This is a genomic window from Lederbergia wuyishanensis, from assembly GCF_022900255.1.
GTDB classification, from domain to species: domain Bacteria; phylum Bacillota; class Bacilli; order Bacillales; family Bacillaceae_C; genus Lederbergia; species Lederbergia wuyishanensis.
Genome location: NZ_JALIRM010000004.1, coordinates 168,394 through 186,756, shown reverse-complemented (window position 1 = coordinate 186,756; position 18,363 = coordinate 168,394). Strand labels below are relative to the sequence as shown.

The window sequence follows — 18,363 nt, the reverse complement described above, 5'->3', positions numbered from 1 at the left end:
CTTTGGCATTGTGTATGTTAGCGCCGTTCAGAATATCAACAATGACCATTACTATTCTTCTTTTACATTCCCGATTTAATTCAAGTCTTAAACTGTTTAAGAAAATTAGTTTGGTGGAATTAATAAACAAAAATGTAAACGGTGATGACATGGAAATATTATTTATGCTAGCCTACTTAGTCTTTATTGGACTTGTTGTTGAAATATCTGCAACTTTTTTTATATTTACAGGATTAGATAAACATATTGCTCGTTATCAAGCTATTTCCATGCTAACAAATACAGGCTTTACAACTGACGAGGCAAAACTAATTATTGACCATCCAGTTAGAAGAAAGATAAGCAGTTTTTTAATATTATTTGGTGCTTTTTCTTTGGCTGTGATTATTGCTATCCTTAGCACTTATTTAGCCAATGATGTGCATATATTGCAAATAGGAATTGGAATGTTTGCAACTACTCTTTTTTACATCCTCTTAAAGCTGAAATTTGTGAAAGCTTATTTAGAAAAGAAACTACGTGCTGATCTAGAGCATACATATGAGTTAGATGAACTTCCTATTAATGAAGTTTTACATTTTGAGAAAAATGAAGCATTAATAGAAATTCCCATTCATGAAAAATCTACTTATATAGGCGATAGGTATTCTACCTTACTTTCTGATAACAAAAATATAAGAATATTATTTATCAAAAGAGGGGTAAATCACGTACGTTACAATATGGAAAAAGAAATCATAAAATCCGGGGATTTTTTTTATATGTATGGTGATAAAGATGTCATTAATGATAAATTTAAAGCAGAATTAGAAGAAAAAAAATCAAAAGAAGAGACCGAAATCTCTTCTTGATTTTTTTTATTAAACTTCCTGAAACTGAATATTGTGTAGCCTTGAGAATAAACCACCTTGATTCACTAACTCTGAATAAGTTCCATCTTCCGCAATTCCATCCTCTGTTACGACAACGACCCTATCAGCATCTCTAATTGTCGCCAAACGGTGGGCAATAACTAAAGTGGTGCGATTTACCGCTAGTTCGTTTAATGCTTGCTGAATGATTTTTTCCGTTTCTGTATCAAGAGCAGAAGTTGCCTCGTCCAAAATCAGGATAGGTGGATTTTTTAAAAACATTCTCGCTATAGCTAGACGTTGTTTTTGTCCTCCTGAAAGCTTTAAACCACGCTCTCCAATTTGCGTTTCATAACCATCTGGAAGGGATGCAATAAATTCTTCCAAGTGGGCTTTGCGTGCTGCATCTCGAATTTCTTCTTCTGTAGCATTTCTTTTTCCATAAGCAATGTTTTCTCGAATAGTTCCAGTAAATAAAAAGACATCCTGTTGAACGATTCCAATATGTGATCGAAGCGAGTGCTTCGTCATATCTCGAATATCGATTCCATCGATGGAAATTGAACCAGCTTTCACATCATAAAATCGAGGAACCAAGGAACATATTGTTGTTTTCCCTGCTCCTGACGGTCCAACAAAGGCAATCGTTTGCCCAGCTCGAATATTTAAATTAATACCTTCTAGTACTGCTTTATGGTCATCATACTGGAAGTGTACATCGTTAAATTGAATATCCCCCATTAAACCCTTAACATTTTCTGCATGAGGGCGGTCTTTAATCTCTGGTTCTTGTTCAATTAATTCTAGAAATCTCTTAAATCCAGCCATCCCTTTTGGATACAGCTCTAATAGAGCGCTTATTTTATCAACTGGCTTGATCAGAACATTTACGTATAAAACAAAACTTACAAGCTCTCCATACGTAAGGTTTCCTTTGAAACTAAACCAGGCACCTACCACTAATACTAAAAGTGTTACTAACCGAGTCATCATATAAATACTAGAATGGGTTACTGCCATAACTTTATACGCCAGCAATTTGGCTAAACGAAAACTACCATTATCTTTTTTAAAACGGTTAATTTCAAATTCTTCATTTGTAAAAGATTGAACAACACGTACCCCGGATACACTATCCTCTACCCTGGCATTTACATCGGCAATTCTGCCGTACATATTTTTCCAAGCGTTATTCATCTTTATATTGCAATACGTCACAAGCCAAACGAGGAAAGGAATCATAATAATTGCAATAACAGCTAGCTCTGGATTTATATTGAACATGATGACAAATGCCCCGACAAACGTCATAATGGCAATAAAAAAGTCTTCTGGCCCATGATGTGCAAGCTCTCCGATATCAAATAAATCATTTGTAATTCGACTCATGATATGTCCAGTTTTCGTATTATCAAAAAAACGAAAAGATTGACGCTGTACATGAGTAAATAATTGTTCTCTCATATCAGTTTCAATATTAATCCCCAGTTTGTGCCCTAAATAACTGACAATATATTGTAAAACGGTACTTAATATATAAACTAGAAACAAAAGAATTGCTATGGTAACAATCTTATTCCAGTCTCCTCCAGGCAGTAGCTTATCAATAAACCATTGAACGGCAACTGGAAAGGCTAATTCAAGAATTGCAACAAAAACAGCACTTGAAAAATCAATAATAAATAATCTCTTATGCGGCTTATAATATGAAAAGAACTTTTTTAACATATAGTGTTTCACCTTCTATCATCAGTTGAGTAGATAACCTAATAACTTTATAACAAAAAGAGCAGGGCGCGTCTGCGTATCGGCGACAAGCAAATGTTCTGAACCAAAAAGGCGTTTTTTTTGCCTTTTTTTGGTTCAGGTTATTTGATCCTCGAGCCGATGGCTCCTGAAGCAAGCCACCGAAAGCCTATTTCAAAATACTGTCCTTATAAAAATTTTTACTTATTATCTAAAAAACAAAAAGGCAGCCAATGCTACTACATCAGCCGCCAAAAATTATGTTAGATCTCGCTTTGTACTAATGCTGATAATGTATCTAATGCTTCTTCTTCATCATTTCCATCTGCATAAAGTTGGATAGTTGCACTTGGACCAATGGCAAGACTCATTAATCCCATAATGCTTTTTGCATTTACTTTTCTACCATCTTTTTCAATAAAAATATCAGAAGAAAAACGGCTGGCTTCCTGCACAAATTGTGCCGCAGAACGAGCCTGTAATCCAGTATTTAATTTTACTTCTACTTCTTTTACAGCCAAGGTTTATCTCTCCTTTTTTATAGTTTATTCTCCTTGAACACCTTTTCTAAGGTTCTCCGCAATGGCATCAATTTTTCTTAAACGATGATTGATACCTGATTTACTTATCGTTCCAGTTGACACCATTTCCCCTAACTCTTTTAACGTCACATCTTGATGTTCGACACGAAGCACTGCAATTTCCCTTAGTTTATCCGGTAAAAAATCCAATCCTACAGTTTCTTCAATATAGCGGATATTCTCAACCTGACGAAGTGCAGCCCCAATGGTTTTATTTAAATTAGCTGTTTCACAATTGACAAGTCGATTGACAGAATTGCGCATATCCCGCACTATTCTAACATCTTCAAATCTCAGTAACGCACTATGCGCACCAACAATATTAAGAAATTCTGTAATTTTCTCCGCTTCTTTTAAATAAGTAATGAAGCCATTTTTTCTTTCTAACGTCTTACTATTTAAACCAAAATCGTTCATAAGTTCACAAAGCGAATCATTATGCTCTTTATAGAGCGAGAAGATTTCAAGGTGATAAGATGACGTTTCAGGGTTATTAACTGAACCACCTGCTAGAAATGCACCGCGTAAATAGGATCTTTTACAACATTTCTTACTGACTAATTCTTTTTCAATATCATGGACAAAAGTAAATCCTTCCCCTAATATCTTTAAATCTCGAAGAATTTTCTCAGCATGTTGCTTCAGTCGTACGATGTATATATTGTTTTTTTTCAGCCGCATTTTTTTCCTAACCAACAATTCGACGTCTGTTTCATATAGCATCTTTATTAGCGTATAAATACGACGTGCAATCGCGGCATTCTCCGTTTGAACATTGACGATTAAAAGCCGGTTAGAAAAGGAAATGGAACCATTCATTTTGATGAGTGCCGAAAGTTCTGCTCTAGCACAACAATCTTTCACTTCGAGATTTGTTAGTTCTTTCTTTGTCTCAGAAGCAAACGACATCCCATCTCACCTCCTTTTTCCACACTTCACGCTTTAAGTTTTTGGGCTATTACATCTGGATTTTTGTCTATAAGTGAATAAATAATGCTCGCCACTTTTTCTGTATTATGACGAATATACCCATTTTCAAAACTGATGAATTCATCATATAAGACTTCAAGTCCTAAAGTGATTAATTTATCAACATCAAATAGAACTGGTTGTGCTAGCTCTTCCTTATATCGATTTTGTACTTCAACAGGTATTTCTTCATTATTTACAAGTACAATATCAACAAATGGGCAGTTCATATGACTATACAATGCTTCAACATGATTACTAGCAGTATAGCCTAATGTCTCACCAGCTTGTGTCATCAAATTGCATATATATACTTTTTTTGCTTTAGCATTACATACTTCTTCACCAAGTCCAGGTACAAGTAAATTAGGAAGAATACTTGTATACAGACTTCCAGGTCCTACTACAATCAAATCGGCTTCATGAATGGCTCGAATTGTTTCGGGAAGTGGTTTAATAGCATCCGGTGTTAAAAAGACACGATTTATCTTTTTTCCTGAAAAAGGTATTTTTGACTCTCCGCTTACTATTGACCCATCTTCCATTTCCGCATGCAAAACTACACTCTGATTAGCAGCAGGCAAAACTTTACCACGTACGTTAAGAACCCTACTCATTTCTTGTACCGCGTGAACAAAGTCTCCTGTTATAGATGTTAATGCGGCGAGTATTAAATTACCTAAGGAATGTCCTGATAACTCATTTGCCGTATTAAAGCGATGTTGAAACATCTCTTCCACTAATGGTTCAACATCCGATAATGCAGCTAAAACATTCCTAATATCACCAGGCGGAGGAATCTCCATTTCATTTCTAATTCTTCCTGAGCTTCCTCCGTCATCGGCAACAGTCACAATTGCTGTAATATCAACTGGCTTTTTTTTCAAGCCACGCAAAAGCACAGGCAAACCAGTCCCGCCACCAATTACAACAATTTTCGGCTTTGAATTTTGCTTCATTTAGCTAATCCCTTTCTCTTGTCTATATCTCGATGAAGCACTTGAATTTTATAATCATTCTCATAAAATGCTCCAATATATTCAGCTAACGCTACCGACCTATGTTGTCCACCAGTACAACCGATCGCAATGACAAGCTGACTTTTTCCTTCTCGTTTGTAAAGTGGCAGCATGAATGTTAATAAATCAGTTGTTTTTGCTAGAAATTTTTGCGTGTCATTCCATTTTAGAACATAGCTTGATACTTCTTCTTCAAGTCCTGTCTTAGGCCTCATATGATCTACATAATGAGGATTTGGTAGAAAGCGCACATCAAATACAAGATCAGCATCTATTGGGATGCCATGTTTAAATCCAAAAGACATGACATTCACGGTAAAAATTGTTTGTTTATTTGCAGAAAACTCAACTAAAATTTTTTCACGCAACTGCATTGGTTTCATCGTGGAAGTGTTATAAATTAATTGAGCACGACCTTTTAATTCATCAAGTAATCTCCGCTCCTGCTCTATTCCCTCTAATGGCAGCCCTGAATGTGCAAGTGGATGTGATCTACGGGTTTCTTTGTATCTCCTAACTAATGTAGCGTCATCAGCATCCAGAAAAAGAATTTGCGGTGTCACCCAAGTAGAGGCCGATAATTCGTCGATGAGCCGAACTAAAGTATCGAAAAATTCCCTTCCACGCAAATCCATAACAAGTGCTACCTTATTCATTTTATTTCCGGATTCCTTCATTAATTCTAGGAATTTTGGCATAAGTGCTGGGGGCAAATTATCCACACAAAAGAAACCTAAATCTTCAAAGCTGTGGATTGCAACAGTTTTTCCTGCACCTGACATTCCTGTAATAATGACTAACTGTATTTCATCCGTTGCACTTGGATTCATGTTTCCCAACTCCTATTTTCACACGTTACGTATTTTATAGTTTCCATTCATATTATTATACTATTTACCAATACGAAATAATAGTGATTCCAATTTTATTCAAAAAAAATAGCACAGGCTAGGCCTATGCTCTAAGAAAGGGATATTGTATAAAAAGGGGGTCAATATCTCATGATTATACTGTACCCGAAAATCATTTCACTACTGTTACAATTTGATTAAGTAGTGATTACTTTTTTATTCATTTAATTTCTATGAATTTTAAAAGGTAGTTATTAATTTTGATACTCTTTGACTATATCAGCTTGTTCAATACCATAAGGGAAAAGCGAAAAAACGGGAGACCCATAGCGGAGACCAAGCACCGAGGAAGCTCCCGTCCGCCAGCGATAAAAGCGGAATTTTACTTTTAAGCTGAAATTTCTTACTTACTTTACATCATTTTTGTACGGCTAAATGCTCTTTAATATTTTCAATATATGCTTGAGCGCTTTGGGCAGCGATACTTCCATCACCAGTAGCTGTAACTATTTGGCGTAAAAGCTTCTCACGAACATCGCCAGCAGCATATATACCAGGTATTTTTGTTTCCATATTTTCATTCGTTTCAATATATCCATTGGCATTTGTAATGCCTAAGCTTGCCACTGGTTCAGTTAATGGATCCATTCCAATATAAATGAAGACACCATCTGTTTTAAATTCATGCTCTTCTCCATTTTTCGTAGATACAAGAGTTACAGATCCGACTTTCCCACTTTCTTCATTTACTTGCTTAACAGTATGGCTCCAAATAAATTCTACTTTTTCATTAGCAAACGCACGGTCTTGTAAAATCTTTTGAGCACGTAATTCATCACGACGATGAACAATCGTTACCTTATTCGCAAATCTTGTTAAATAAACACCTTCTTCAACAGCGGAATCCCCTCCGCCAACTACAACAAGATTTTTCCCTTTGAAGAACGCACCATCACATACCGCACAATACGAAACACCGCGACCTGTTAATTGCGATTCACCAGGCACTCCCATTTTACGGTATTCAGCACCTGTAGTGATAATAATTGTTAAAGCTTTATATTCCTTCGAGCTTGTTTTGACAATTTTATAAGGATTTCCATCAATGACTTCCTTAATATCGCCATATGCATATTCGGCACCGAATTTTTTTGCATGATCAAACATTTTAGTTGAAAGCTCTGGGCCAAGTATATGATCAAAACCCGGATAGTTTTCAACATCTTCCGTATTAGCCATTTGTCCACCCGGAACTCCGCGTTCAATCATTAAAGTAGACAAATTAGCACGTGAAGCATAAACTGCAGCAGTCATCCCTGCAGGACCGGCGCCAATTATAATCACATCATATATTTTATTATCTGACATTGTTGTAAACACCCCTTTAATGTACGAAACGACTATTCATTTTTGTTTTACTTTCCTTACCTATATCGTATATAACAATCATCATCAAGTCCAAAAATATGCTTATTCCCAATGGATTTCTATAAACTTAATATATTTACGCAAAGTTGCTTGCGATATTCCGTACTCTTCAGTTATTTCCTTTTGTGTTTTTTTATTATGACTCTGTTTAAGCCAAATATACTCTGTTGCAGCAGCAAAAGCTTTTGGGTTCTTTAATGAACTCTCTTCTCCAAAAATTTGAATAAAAATTGAAAACCATGATAACAATATTTCACGTTCATATAACCCTGCTTCTTTATACCTCTCGTATAAAATGACTGCCACTTCATGACAGCTTGCAATATATTCATTCACGTGTATTGGAGCATTAAGGTTCTCTCTCAATATATGTGTCATGTAAAGTTTTTCTGTTAAAGAAAAATCCTCTAATCGTTTAAATTCCGAATGAGAGAAAATGTCCTGCATATTTTCTAAGGTAGAAATTAGAAATAACCCGTATAACCTTACTTCAATACGTTCACTTTGAATCATTTTCAAAACTGCATGATCATCCCCCATATTTCGAGGATCAGGATGCTCTTTAACATTCCAAGGCTCAATCTGATTTTGTTCTGGATTCATTTTCGATAATATATCCCATGCAGTATTAGCAACTTTTTTATTTCCGGTAAAATAGGCTGCTTTAGCAAGCCAATAATAGTAGCCTGCGTCTCCTTCATAGCCATATTTTTGAATTTGTCGTAGCCAGAAATAGGCCTGATCATATTTTCCTGTTAAGGCAAATGTAGCACCAAGCTTATATCGATGTTCAAACAGCATGGGCTGCACTTTATCTAATGCATCCAACAATTCATTTAATTGTTCTGTTTCTTTTTCATAGTAAAGAAATACAGCAAGATTACATAGAGCATGTAAATTTCCTGGATTATTCTCCAACACTTTTTCTAAAATACCTGCAGCTTTTCCTGTTTCGCCTTCATAAAAATAAGCTAAAGCCAAATTATTATATGCTGGCCAAAATTCAGGAAAATCGTGGATAGTTTTTTCCAACAATTGTACTGCTTCTATAAAATCGCCTTTTTCTAGTAAAACCCTAGATGTTTCCAGATTATTAATAATCTCATCCTGTTCTACTAAACTATCAAGATTATCTTCGTCTTCAAGTCCGATTAATTGCATCAATTCTTCGGCTTCAATCGTAAACTCTCCGATAGGGTCTAGTTCAAGATAAAGTTGAGCATGCTTAAACGCATCCGTGAACATTCCTAAATGCGCGAAATTATTAGAAATAAAATAATGGCATTCTGTCATTTCACTATCTAGGTCTTCAAGTACCATGAATAAAAGCTTATTAGACTCAGAATATTCTCCAGCTTCTGTATGAACAATTGCAAGTTGGCAAGCAATCATTGCTTCATCTGGTTCAAGTTCTAATGCTCTTTTCAAATATTTCTTCGCTTTACTTATATCAAAACGGTCGTATGCTTTTACACCTTTATTAAAATAATATTCACCAGTTGGGATGAAAGGGAATACTTTTGCCTTCTCAATTCGTGCCTTTGGGTCTTTCATCTAGATCCTCCGTTGCTAAATTCCTATGTCGCTTTTTGTAGTATATCATACTGTTATCGTTGTTTGAAGGGACGTTGATAAAGGTGTATTTTGACAATATAGCGACAGTTACATTTGTTAAATTCGACAAAAAATTTGTAAGCGGTTAGATGGCATTTATTTAAAGGGAGTTATAGAAATATATTTTTATTAATAAAAGAATTATTTGTGTTAATTGGTAAGAGAAATTTTTTGAACGATTAAAATTTGCGTCATGCTACCTTTTTAATATGCTAATTGTTTCAATGGTTGGTCCTGGAGCTAGACGAGAACTACCTTTTTAAAAGTATCCCCAAGGTTCTAATCTTCCTAGACAACAAAAAAACCGATGCACAAGTATAAGCATCAGGTTTCTTCCTTTTTAACGCCGTAAATAAAATCTTCTTGCCATCTTTCGGCGAGTTCTTCTTTTGTATAAATGACTTGCATGGGGTTGCCGCCAACGAAAGCGCCCTCCGGTACATCTTTATGGACAAGTGTTCCAGCTGAGACGATAGCATTATTGCCAATTTTAATACCAGGTAAGATCGTTGAATTTGCGCCTATCATCACTTCATTTCCAATTTCAACATTACCTAAACGATATTCCTTTATTAAGTATTCATGAGCTAAAATAGTTGTATTATACCCAATAACGGTATTCCTACCAACAGAAATTTTTTCAGGAAACATAACATCTAGCATCACCATTAATGCAAAAGACGTTTGTTCCCCGACTTTCATTCCTAGAAATTTTCGATACATCCAATTTTTGAATGAGAGAAATGGAGTATACCTTGCCATTTGAATGACAATGAAGTTGCGAACTACCTTCCAGAACGGCACTGTTTTATATACATGCCATAGGGAGTTTGCTCCTGAAACTGGAAAACGTTCCGTTCTCCTCATTTTGCCCCGACTCCAACGATATCCAATAAATCTGACATTTGATCAAGTATATAATCAGGATCATACTGTTCCAAGTACTCCCTGCCTTTTAACGACCAGGATACACCACATGTATAAGTACCTGCATTTTTTCCACCTAAGATATCGTGATGATTATCTCCAATCATAATAGCTTCATCTGGTGAAGAACCCAATAGAGCCAGAGCTTTTTCTAAAGGCTCGGGATCCGGCTTTGCATTTACAACTTCATCAAGTGAAATCACTACATCGAAAAACTGATCAAGATTTGTGAGTACAAGCCCTTTTAAAACGACATCACGAACTTTCGTGGAAACGATCGCTAACTTAAAACCATTTTCATGAAGGGTCCTAATTGTTTCAAACACCCCGTTAAACTCTTTCACTAAAAGATCATGTTGTTCTACATTAAAAGTTCGATAAATCTTAATCATCTCTTCTGCCTTTTCAGGATCAATCCCCATAAAAACATCTAATAAAGTAGGTCCCATAAAAGGAAGAACATCTTCCCTGCCATACTTGCCCGGATAATATTTTTCCAATGTATGCAGATAAGAAGATATGATCAATTCATTTGTATCGATTAAGGTCCCATCGAGATCAAATAATAAAGTGGTAATTTTTCTATTCATTATGCAACTCCTCTTTCATACTTCATATCAAGATGCCTCCAAACGGAAGACACAATAAACGTTAGAATCACAGCAGTTACGATCCGTATGAGAAGTAGTGGTAAAACAGGAATTCCGAGCGGAAGAAAAATTAGTGTATCTTCAACTACAGCGTGACATCCAACAAGAAATATAAATGCCAGCGTCGCATCTTTTTTACTCACTCCATCTTCTTTTACTGCTTGAATCATTACCCCTGCCCCATATGCAAGACCAAATACCAATCCAGCTGCCATCGTTGTCGATGTATTTTCCTTCATCCCAAGTAATTTTGTAAAAGGAGCCATCAATCTCGAAAATACAGATAGCCACTTATAATCTTTTAATAACTGTATTCCAACCATCAGCGGGATAACTATCATGGCAAGTTGCAACACACCGAAAAAAGCTTTTGATAATGCTAACATTGCAATAGACCAAATCCCTGTCACTTGTTCTTCTTGGACGTGCATCATTCCATATTGGGCAATTTCTTGTCCCCCACTCCAAACAAGGTTAATGAAAATGGCTGAAAATATTGCCAAGCCTAGCCTAACAGCAATCATTATCCATAATTTCACACCTACTTTTGATGCAACGGCGGATTCAATAATTAAATTATGTGAAAATGACATCATGACGGCAACGATAAAAACTTCCTTCACCGTTAAATCAAGTGAAAGGATTCCAGCGATACCAGCGTATAAATTTAAAAAGTTCCCTAAAACAAGTGGAATCGCTGCATCTCCCGATAAACCAAGGATACCCATTAAAGGCTCGATCAAATCTATTACCCACGGCAGTATTGGTGTGTGTTGTAGAATCACGACTATCAAAGTAACAGGAAAAATAACTTTTCCTAACGTCCAAGTAGTCTTAACACCTACTAACCCACCTTGTTTTATTGATGACTTCAACATGTTGTAATACTCCTTTTGCCTTAATCCAAATACCTTTCATCAGCGAGTCCTTTTTTTCGACGATAAAACAATATAATGATAGAACCAACTATTAATACGAGAGAAAGAACTTGAGCCATTCTTAAACCACTTGTTAGCATGAGGCTATCCGTACGTAGTCCTTCAATAAAAAACCGGCCGATTGAATACCAAATTACGTACGTTAAAAACATTTCTCCTCTACGAAGATTTACTTTTCTTAATAACATTAGAATAATAAAGCCAATAAGATCCCAAACAGATTCATATAAAAAAGTAGGATGATAATATTCACCATTAATATACATCTGATCAACGATAAATTGTGGGAGATGTAAATTTTCTAGAAAAGCTCTTGAAACCACATCGCCATGTGCCTCTTGATTGATAAAGTTTCCCCAGCGTCCAATCGCTTGTCCAATTATAATACTTGGTGCAGCGATATCAGCTAATTTCCAAAAGGATAGACCTTTTCTTTTTGCATAAATAATCGTTGTTAAAACGGAACCTATAAGAGCTCCGTGTATCGCGATTCCACCTTCCCAAATTTGAATAATTTGCTCGGGATGTTGTGAGTAATGTTCCCATTCAAAAACAACATAGTATATACGAGCAGAAATAATTGCAATTGGAATGGCCCATATTAAAAGGTCAGGAAAAGTATCTTTATGAAGTCCGCGTCTTTCACTTTCACGTACAACCAGAAACAATGCTACCGCAATTCCTATTCCGATAATAATTCCATACCAGTGAACAGGAAAGGTTCCAAGTTTAAATGCAACCGGGTTAATCGGTTCAATATTCATATTTTCAACTCCTTTTTATTATGATTAATAGCTACTTAAAAATGTTTATTAAACAATACCTTCGTCCCCATCTTTAATAACTTGGGCTAGTCGCTCGGTAAATTGTTGTGCTGCATTTACCCCCATCCTCTTTAGACGGAAGTTCATCGCAGCTACTTCAATAATAACAGCTAAGTTACGACCAGGTTTCACAGGTACAGTGAGTTTTGTTATTTCGGTATCTATAATTTTAATAGTTTCTTCGTCAAGCCCTACTCTATCATAATGCTTATTTTCATCCCATGTCTCTAAATGGACAGTTAGAGTAATTTTTTTGCTCGGTCTAACGGCACCTGCGCCAAAAAGCGTCATTACATTAATGATGCCCACTCCACGAATTTCCAAAAGTTGTTCAAGTAAATCCGGTGGCGTTCCAACGAGTAAATTTTCTTCTATTTGACGAATTTCAACACAATCATCTGCAACTAACTGATGACCGCGTTTAATAAGCGCAAGTGCTGTTTCACTTTTTCCGACACCACTTTGTCCTGTAATTAAAACACCTATCCCATAAATGTCTACAAGTACTCCATGAACAGCTGTAGTTGGAGCCAATTTGCCATCCAAATAATTCGTCAGCTTACTTGAAAAACGTGTCGTTTTCATATTTGTACGCATAAGAGGAACGCTATATCGCTCTGAAGCTTCTATTAATTCACTTGGGATTTCAAGCCCCCGTGATACAACAATTGCAGGTGTTGTATCATTACAAAGCCTTTCCATTCGTTCTTTTCTTATATGTGATGGAAGCCCTTCACAAAAAACTATTTCTGTTCTTCCAAGAAGTTGAACCCGCTCAGCAGGATAGTAGTTAAAAAAGCCAGCTAGTTCTAAGGCTGGGCGCGAAATATCACTAGTGGTGATTGGTTTATGAATTCCTTCCTCTCCACTAATTAATTGTAAGTCAAATTGCTTTATTATGTCTTCTGTTCGGACTTTCGCCAACTCAATCACTCCCATTGCATAATGAATTGCTGCTTTCCAAAAGAATATTGCTTTAATAAAAGCCTCAAAACCGGCTTTTACACCTAAAGATTAGGATAAGCGGTTCTCATGAAGTTAGTAGCTCTTTTCTTAGTTGAATTATTCTTTTTGAATACGCATTTCGAACAATGATCAAGAAAAGAGCATAATGAAAACTTACACTCATTTTATTATTCTATCACTTATTTAATTGGAATCTCTACCCTCCGAACTATTTTTATTGTGATTATCATTGGTTTAAGCCTTTCACTATCACATTGGAACAATTTACAAAAATGAAAATAAAATGCCTCACCTATGGATAAGTGAGGCATAATGAGAAATTTATTTTCTTTTTTTTGGTTCAATCACTGTTTTATGAATAATTAAGTTGACGATAGACATAATGATCGCAATCAGTAATGCTAGCCCGAAACCTGATATATCAAATTTACTTCCCATGATGGCATCTGTTATTAACAACGTGCATGCATTAATGACAAACAAAAATAATCCAAGAGAAAGAATGGTAACAGGTAAAGTAAGGATGACAAGAAGCGGTCTTACAAGCATATTAATAAAATACAGAACGATACTAGCCCCTACAGCCGCTCCAAAACTTGATACTTGAAAGCCCTCAAAATATCCAGCAAATGCAATAAATAATAGGGCATTAATCAGTATACCAATAATCCATTTCATCTATATCCCCACTCTCTCAATCAGACGACCGTTGTTTTCGCCTCTCCTATATTGACAGACCCAGTTTTCGTATCTGCAAGCACATGAATAACATGATCGTCTGTACCAGTCCTTTTAAATTTCACTTGTTTCTGTATGATTTCTTTCTTTTCATGCATAACATCGATGCCATCTAAATCAAGCTTATAGTTTCCTAAATTTGAACGAACATCGCCATCTACAGTTGAATTGCCAGGCACAATCAACTTAATATTGCCTGTAACTGCCTTAGCTTCAAATTTATTAGTATTATTTTCTGTAAGTGTACATGCAATATTACCATTAAAGGATTGGAGATCGACATTTTCAAATTGACCTATCGCTTCGATTGCTCCATTTACAGTTTCAGCTTCCAATTGTAAAGCGTTTGAATTTGAAAGTTTGATCTGTCCGTTTACCGTATCAATATCAAGCTTTTCTCCTTCAATATTAGTAAGTTCGATCTTGCCATTCGTTGTTTTTACTGTTAAGTATTTGGCTTCTAACTCTTCACTTGTCAGTCCACCATTAAAAATTCGAACGGAAATCTTTTTATAATGTTTTTTCGGAATGTATACCACTGTTTCTACTCTCATCCATTTCGATTGAGTAGCAAAAATAAGCATTTCGTTTTCAACTGTAAATACTGTGTTTTCAATGAAATAATTTCTTGCATCTTCTCTGTCTTCAGACCGATAAACTTTGGCTTGACATTCGATACGAATCTCAGATTGATCCCAGCTTACAAGTCTAACTGGCCCATTCGCTACATCTACTTCAATTCTTTCAATTCCCGTATCAGCTTGTTGAAACGTATGAGGAACATCCACAGATTGATTAAATTGAAAATCAAAATGTTTTATTTTGTTTAAGGCGTTATTCACAAAATCAAAGATTTTCTCTCCAGCACTTTCTAACTGGGTATAAAATGAATCTTCCTTATTTGTTTTTTCTTGCTCTTGTTTTTCAGAAGATTGAGATTCACTAAAGTCCTCATCATATGTTTTTTCTGATTGCTGGGGCTGGGGTGTCGTTTTTACTTGCTCTGTTTCGCTAACTGAAGCATTATTTCCGCCGTCTTCTAGCGCTTCTAGCAGGATAATAGCTTCTTGGGCAGATAATTTTCCTTTTTGCACCAATTCAAGTATTTTTTTTCTTTCCTGATTCATTTTCGACTTCCTCCTTATCCGTTATAAAAGGTAATACGATTACGAAACAGCTTTAGTTTCACTTAATTGGTACTTGGTTTCCACTAATTAAATCCTGCTTTAAATTGCCGCTTCAGAGTCGCTTTTGGGCATTTGGGAGCTTCACGCAATAAACGCCGCTTGCGAGGTCTCCCAACCCCTTTTTATATGCCTCCAGCTTCCCCAATTTGATAAAAGAACTTAGAATTTCTTCTGAATTATAATGTTAATGTTTAGCAACGAGTTCTTCTACTTGTTCTTGCTCGGCGATTCTTTTTTTCATACGCTCTCTATCACGTTCTAGGATTGGTTTTAAATACCTTCCTGTATATGACTCGGAACTCTCAGCCACCTTCTCAGGTGTTCCTTTTGCGATAATCGTTCCACCTTTATCCCCGCCTTCAGGTCCAAGATCCACGATATAATCTGCTGTCTTAATGACATCAAGATTGTGTTCAATAACAAGCACTGTATCTCCATTATCAACAAGTCTTTGCAATACTGTAAGCAACCTTGCAATATCATCAACGTGGAGCCCCGTGGTTGGTTCGTCCAATATATATAATGAACGTCCATTTGAACGACGATGCAATTCAGATGCAAGCTTAACTCGTTGCGCTTCTCCACCTGATAATGTTGTAGCCGGCTGTCCAAGCTTCATGTATCCAAGACCTACATCTACGATTGTTTGCAATTTTCGGCTGATTTTTGGAATATTTTCAAAAAATTCAAGTCCATTTTCAATCGTCATATCGAGGACTTCTGCAATATTTTTCCCTTTATATTTTACTTCCAGCGTTTCTCTGTTATACCTTTTTCCATGACAAACTTCACATGGTACATACACATCTGGTAAAAAGTGCATCTCAATTTTAATGATTCCGTCTCCTCGGCATGCTTCACAACGACCACCTTTTACATTAAAACTAAAACGCCCTTTTTTATAACCACGGACTTTTGCTTCATTAGTCGATGCATATACATCACGAATATCATCAAAAACGCCAGTATAAGTTGCAGGGTTTGATCTTGGTGTACGTCCGATTGGTGATTGATCAATATCGATAACCTTCTCTAACTCTTCAATGCCTTTAATTTCCTTATGAGCTCCAGGCTTTGCCTTTGCTTTATGAAGCTTCTGGGCAAGACTTTTATGAAGGATTTCATTGATTAACGTACTTTTTCCTGATCCAGACACTCCAGTAACTGCAATAAAAAGTCCTAAAGGAAATTTAGCATTTACGTTTTTCAAGTTGTTTTCTTTTGCACCTTTGATTTCTAGATATCTTCCATTCGGTTTCCTTCGTTCAGTAGGTAGTGGAATGAACTTTTCACCTGATAAATATTGCCCAGTAAGGGATGCCTTGTTATTCGCTACTTCATCAGGAGTACCTGCAGCGACAATTTCTCCCCCATGGACGCCAGCTCCTGGCCCAATATCAATCAAATAATCTGCAGCTAGCATCGTATCCTCATCATGTTCGACTACAATAAGTGTATTGCCGATATCTCGCATATTTTGCAATGTACTAATGAGTCGATCATTATCCCTTTGATGCAAGCCTATTGATGGTTCATCCAATATATATAGAACACCTGTTAATCTTGAACCAATCTGAGTTGCTAATCTTATTCGCTGTGCCTCACCACCTGATAAGGTTCCGGCTGCGCGGCTTAGCGTTAAATAATCTAATCCGACATTCACTAGAAATCCTAAGCGTTCTTCAATTTCTCTTAAAATAAGTTTGGCAATTTGCATTTCTTTCTCTGATAAAGTCAATCTAGAAAAGAATTGATCTGCTTCGACAACAGAAAGTCCTGTGATTTCACTAATATGGCGCCCCTCAATTTTAACTGCCAGACTTTCTTCTTTTAATCTATGACCTTTACATCGCGGACATGGCTGCTGTGCCATATATTTTTCCATTTGTTCACGAATATAATCAGAGCTTGTTTCGTGAAAACGACGCTCAACGTTACGGATTACTCCTTCAAACCTAATATTCGTTTCACGAACTTGACCGAAATCATTTTCGTATCGGAATTTTATTTGATCACCAGTTCCGTAAAGAATTTTCTGCATATCTTCTTTTGGCAAATCTTGTACTGGAATATCCATTTTAATTCTATGATGCTTACAAATAGCGGCCAATAGCTGCGGATAATATTGTGAACTGATTGGAGTCCATGGGGCAATAGCATCCTCATTCAACGAACGTGACCAGTCTGGGATAATTAGATCAGGATCCACTTCAAGTTTTGACCCTAGACCATCACAATCTGGACATGCACCGAATGGACTGTTAAAAGAGAACATTCTAGGTTCTAATTTCTCTATCGAAAAACCACATTCCGGGCAGGCATGATTTTCACTAAAAAGTAATTCTTCTTCTCCCATCACATCAATAATTACTTTTCCTTCTCCCAGACCAAGTGCTGTTTCCAATGAATCTGCAAGTCTCGTTTCAACGCCTGCTTTTACAACAATACGATCGATGATAACTTCAATAGAATGCTTTTTATTTTTTTCAAGTGCAATATCATCACCTAGATCATATACTTCCCCATCAACTCTTACGCGAACAAAACCTTGCTTTTTAATATCCTCAAACACTTTCGCATGGGTTCCCTTTCTGCCTGAAACGATAGGGGCGAGTACTTGGAGCTTTGTTCGCTCCGGATAAATCATTATTCGATCAACCATTTGTTCAATCGTTTGCGATGTAATTTCAATCCCATGAACTGGACAAATTGGTCTCCCTACTCGAGCATAGAGCAAACGCAAATAATCATATATTTCGGTAACAGTACCTACTGTGGACCTTGGGTTCCTGCTCGTTGTTTTTTGATCAATTGAAATAGCAGGTGAAAGACCTTCAATGGCATCTACATCAGGTTTATCCATTTGACCAAGGAATTGACGAGCATAAGCAGATAAAGACTCTACATATCTCCTTTGTCCCTCGGCATAGATCGTGTCAAAGGCAAGGGAAGATTTGCCTGAACCTGATAAGCCAGTTAATACAACAAGTTTATCTCTTGGAATAGTGACATTAATATTTTTTAAGTTATGGGCTCTTGCCCCCTGCACGATTATTTTATCTTGTGCCATTATA

At 36.3% G+C, this 18,363-nt stretch carries 16 protein-coding genes; 1 reads left to right on the top strand and 15 read right to left on the bottom strand.

What is annotated here, in order from left to right; all coding sequences use genetic code 11:
- The first annotated feature begins 41 nt into the window (after window positions 1-41).
- A complete protein-coding gene (locus MT489_RS09460; RefSeq protein WP_244681298.1) occupies window positions 42-851 on the top strand; it encodes a hypothetical protein in 810 nt (269 codons plus the stop codon).
- Window positions 852-860: 9 nt separating this feature from the next.
- On the opposite strand, the gene MT489_RS09455 is transcribed toward MT489_RS09460, so the two are convergent.
- The 15 genes from MT489_RS09455 to uvrA form a co-directional block, all read right to left on the bottom strand.
- A complete protein-coding gene (locus tag MT489_RS09455) occupies window positions 861-2,579 on the bottom strand; it encodes an ABC transporter ATP-binding protein (protein WP_244681297.1) in 1,719 nt (572 codons plus the stop codon).
- A 281-nt stretch (window positions 2,580-2,860) separates the two neighbouring features.
- Window positions 2,861-3,118 (bottom strand): HPr family phosphocarrier protein, encoded by a 258-nt coding sequence (locus MT489_RS09450; protein ID WP_244681296.1) that lies wholly within the window; start codon window positions 3,116-3,118, stop codon window positions 2,861-2,863.
- A 24-nt stretch (window positions 3,119-3,142) separates the two neighbouring features.
- Window positions 3,143-4,087: a DNA-binding protein WhiA gene (gene whiA, locus MT489_RS09445; RefSeq protein WP_244681295.1), complete on the bottom strand. Its 945-nt coding sequence runs from the start codon at window positions 4,085-4,087 to the stop codon at window positions 3,143-3,145.
- Between the two features lie 26 nt (window positions 4,088-4,113).
- The gene (locus MT489_RS09440; protein WP_244681294.1) at window positions 4,114-5,106 is read right to left on the bottom strand and encodes a gluconeogenesis factor YvcK family protein; all 993 of its coding nucleotides are present in this window, start codon (window positions 5,104-5,106) and stop codon (window positions 4,114-4,116) included.
- Window positions 5,103-5,996, bottom strand: coding sequence for an RNase adapter RapZ (gene rapZ, locus MT489_RS09435; protein ID WP_244681293.1), 894 nt, complete (start codon window positions 5,994-5,996; stop codon window positions 5,103-5,105). Before rapZ ends, MT489_RS09440 begins: the two co-directional genes overlap by 4 nt.
- 438 nt (window positions 5,997-6,434) lie before the next feature.
- On the bottom strand, window positions 6,435-7,397 hold the full coding sequence (gene trxB / locus MT489_RS09430; RefSeq protein WP_307416103.1) for a thioredoxin-disulfide reductase: 963 nt from the start codon (window positions 7,395-7,397) through the stop codon (window positions 6,435-6,437).
- Window positions 7,398-7,487: 90 nt separating this feature from the next.
- Window positions 7,488-8,999: a tetratricopeptide repeat protein gene (locus MT489_RS09425; RefSeq protein ID WP_244681291.1), complete on the bottom strand. Its 1,512-nt coding sequence runs from the start codon at window positions 8,997-8,999 to the stop codon at window positions 7,488-7,490.
- Between the two features lie 384 nt (window positions 9,000-9,383).
- Window positions 9,384-9,926 (bottom strand): acyltransferase, encoded by a 543-nt coding sequence (locus MT489_RS09420; protein ID WP_244681290.1) that lies wholly within the window; start codon window positions 9,924-9,926, stop codon window positions 9,384-9,386.
- The gene (gene ppaX, locus MT489_RS09415) at window positions 9,923-10,576 is read right to left on the bottom strand and encodes a pyrophosphatase PpaX (RefSeq protein WP_244681289.1); all 654 of its coding nucleotides are present in this window, start codon (window positions 10,574-10,576) and stop codon (window positions 9,923-9,925) included. Before ppaX ends, MT489_RS09420 begins: the two co-directional genes overlap by 4 nt.
- Window positions 10,576-11,514 (bottom strand): nucleoside recognition domain-containing protein, encoded by a 939-nt coding sequence (locus MT489_RS09410; protein WP_244681288.1) that lies wholly within the window; start codon window positions 11,512-11,514, stop codon window positions 10,576-10,578. Before MT489_RS09410 ends, ppaX begins: the two co-directional genes overlap by 1 nt.
- 20 nt (window positions 11,515-11,534) lie before the next feature.
- Window positions 11,535-12,338 (bottom strand): prolipoprotein diacylglyceryl transferase, encoded by an 804-nt coding sequence (gene lgt / locus MT489_RS09405; protein ID WP_244681287.1) that lies wholly within the window; start codon window positions 12,336-12,338, stop codon window positions 11,535-11,537.
- Window positions 12,339-12,386: 48 nt separating this feature from the next.
- Window positions 12,387-13,322, bottom strand: a complete 936-nt coding sequence (gene hprK / locus MT489_RS09400; protein WP_244681286.1) for an HPr(Ser) kinase/phosphatase — start codon at window positions 13,320-13,322, stop codon at window positions 12,387-12,389.
- Window positions 13,323-13,685: 363 nt separating this feature from the next.
- Window positions 13,686-14,042 carry a phage holin family protein gene (locus MT489_RS09395; protein WP_244681285.1) on the bottom strand — a complete coding sequence of 119 codons (357 nt, stop codon included), beginning with the start codon at window positions 14,040-14,042 and terminating at the stop codon, window positions 13,686-13,688.
- Window positions 14,043-14,062: 20 nt separating this feature from the next.
- Window positions 14,063-15,229, bottom strand: coding sequence for a DUF4097 family beta strand repeat-containing protein (locus MT489_RS09390; RefSeq protein ID WP_244681284.1), 1,167 nt, complete (start codon window positions 15,227-15,229; stop codon window positions 14,063-14,065).
- Window positions 15,230-15,473: 244 nt separating this feature from the next.
- Window positions 15,474-18,359, bottom strand: a complete 2,886-nt coding sequence (uvrA, locus tag MT489_RS09385) for an excinuclease ABC subunit UvrA (RefSeq protein WP_244681283.1) — start codon at window positions 18,357-18,359, stop codon at window positions 15,474-15,476.
- Window positions 18,360-18,363: the final 4 nt, after the last annotated feature.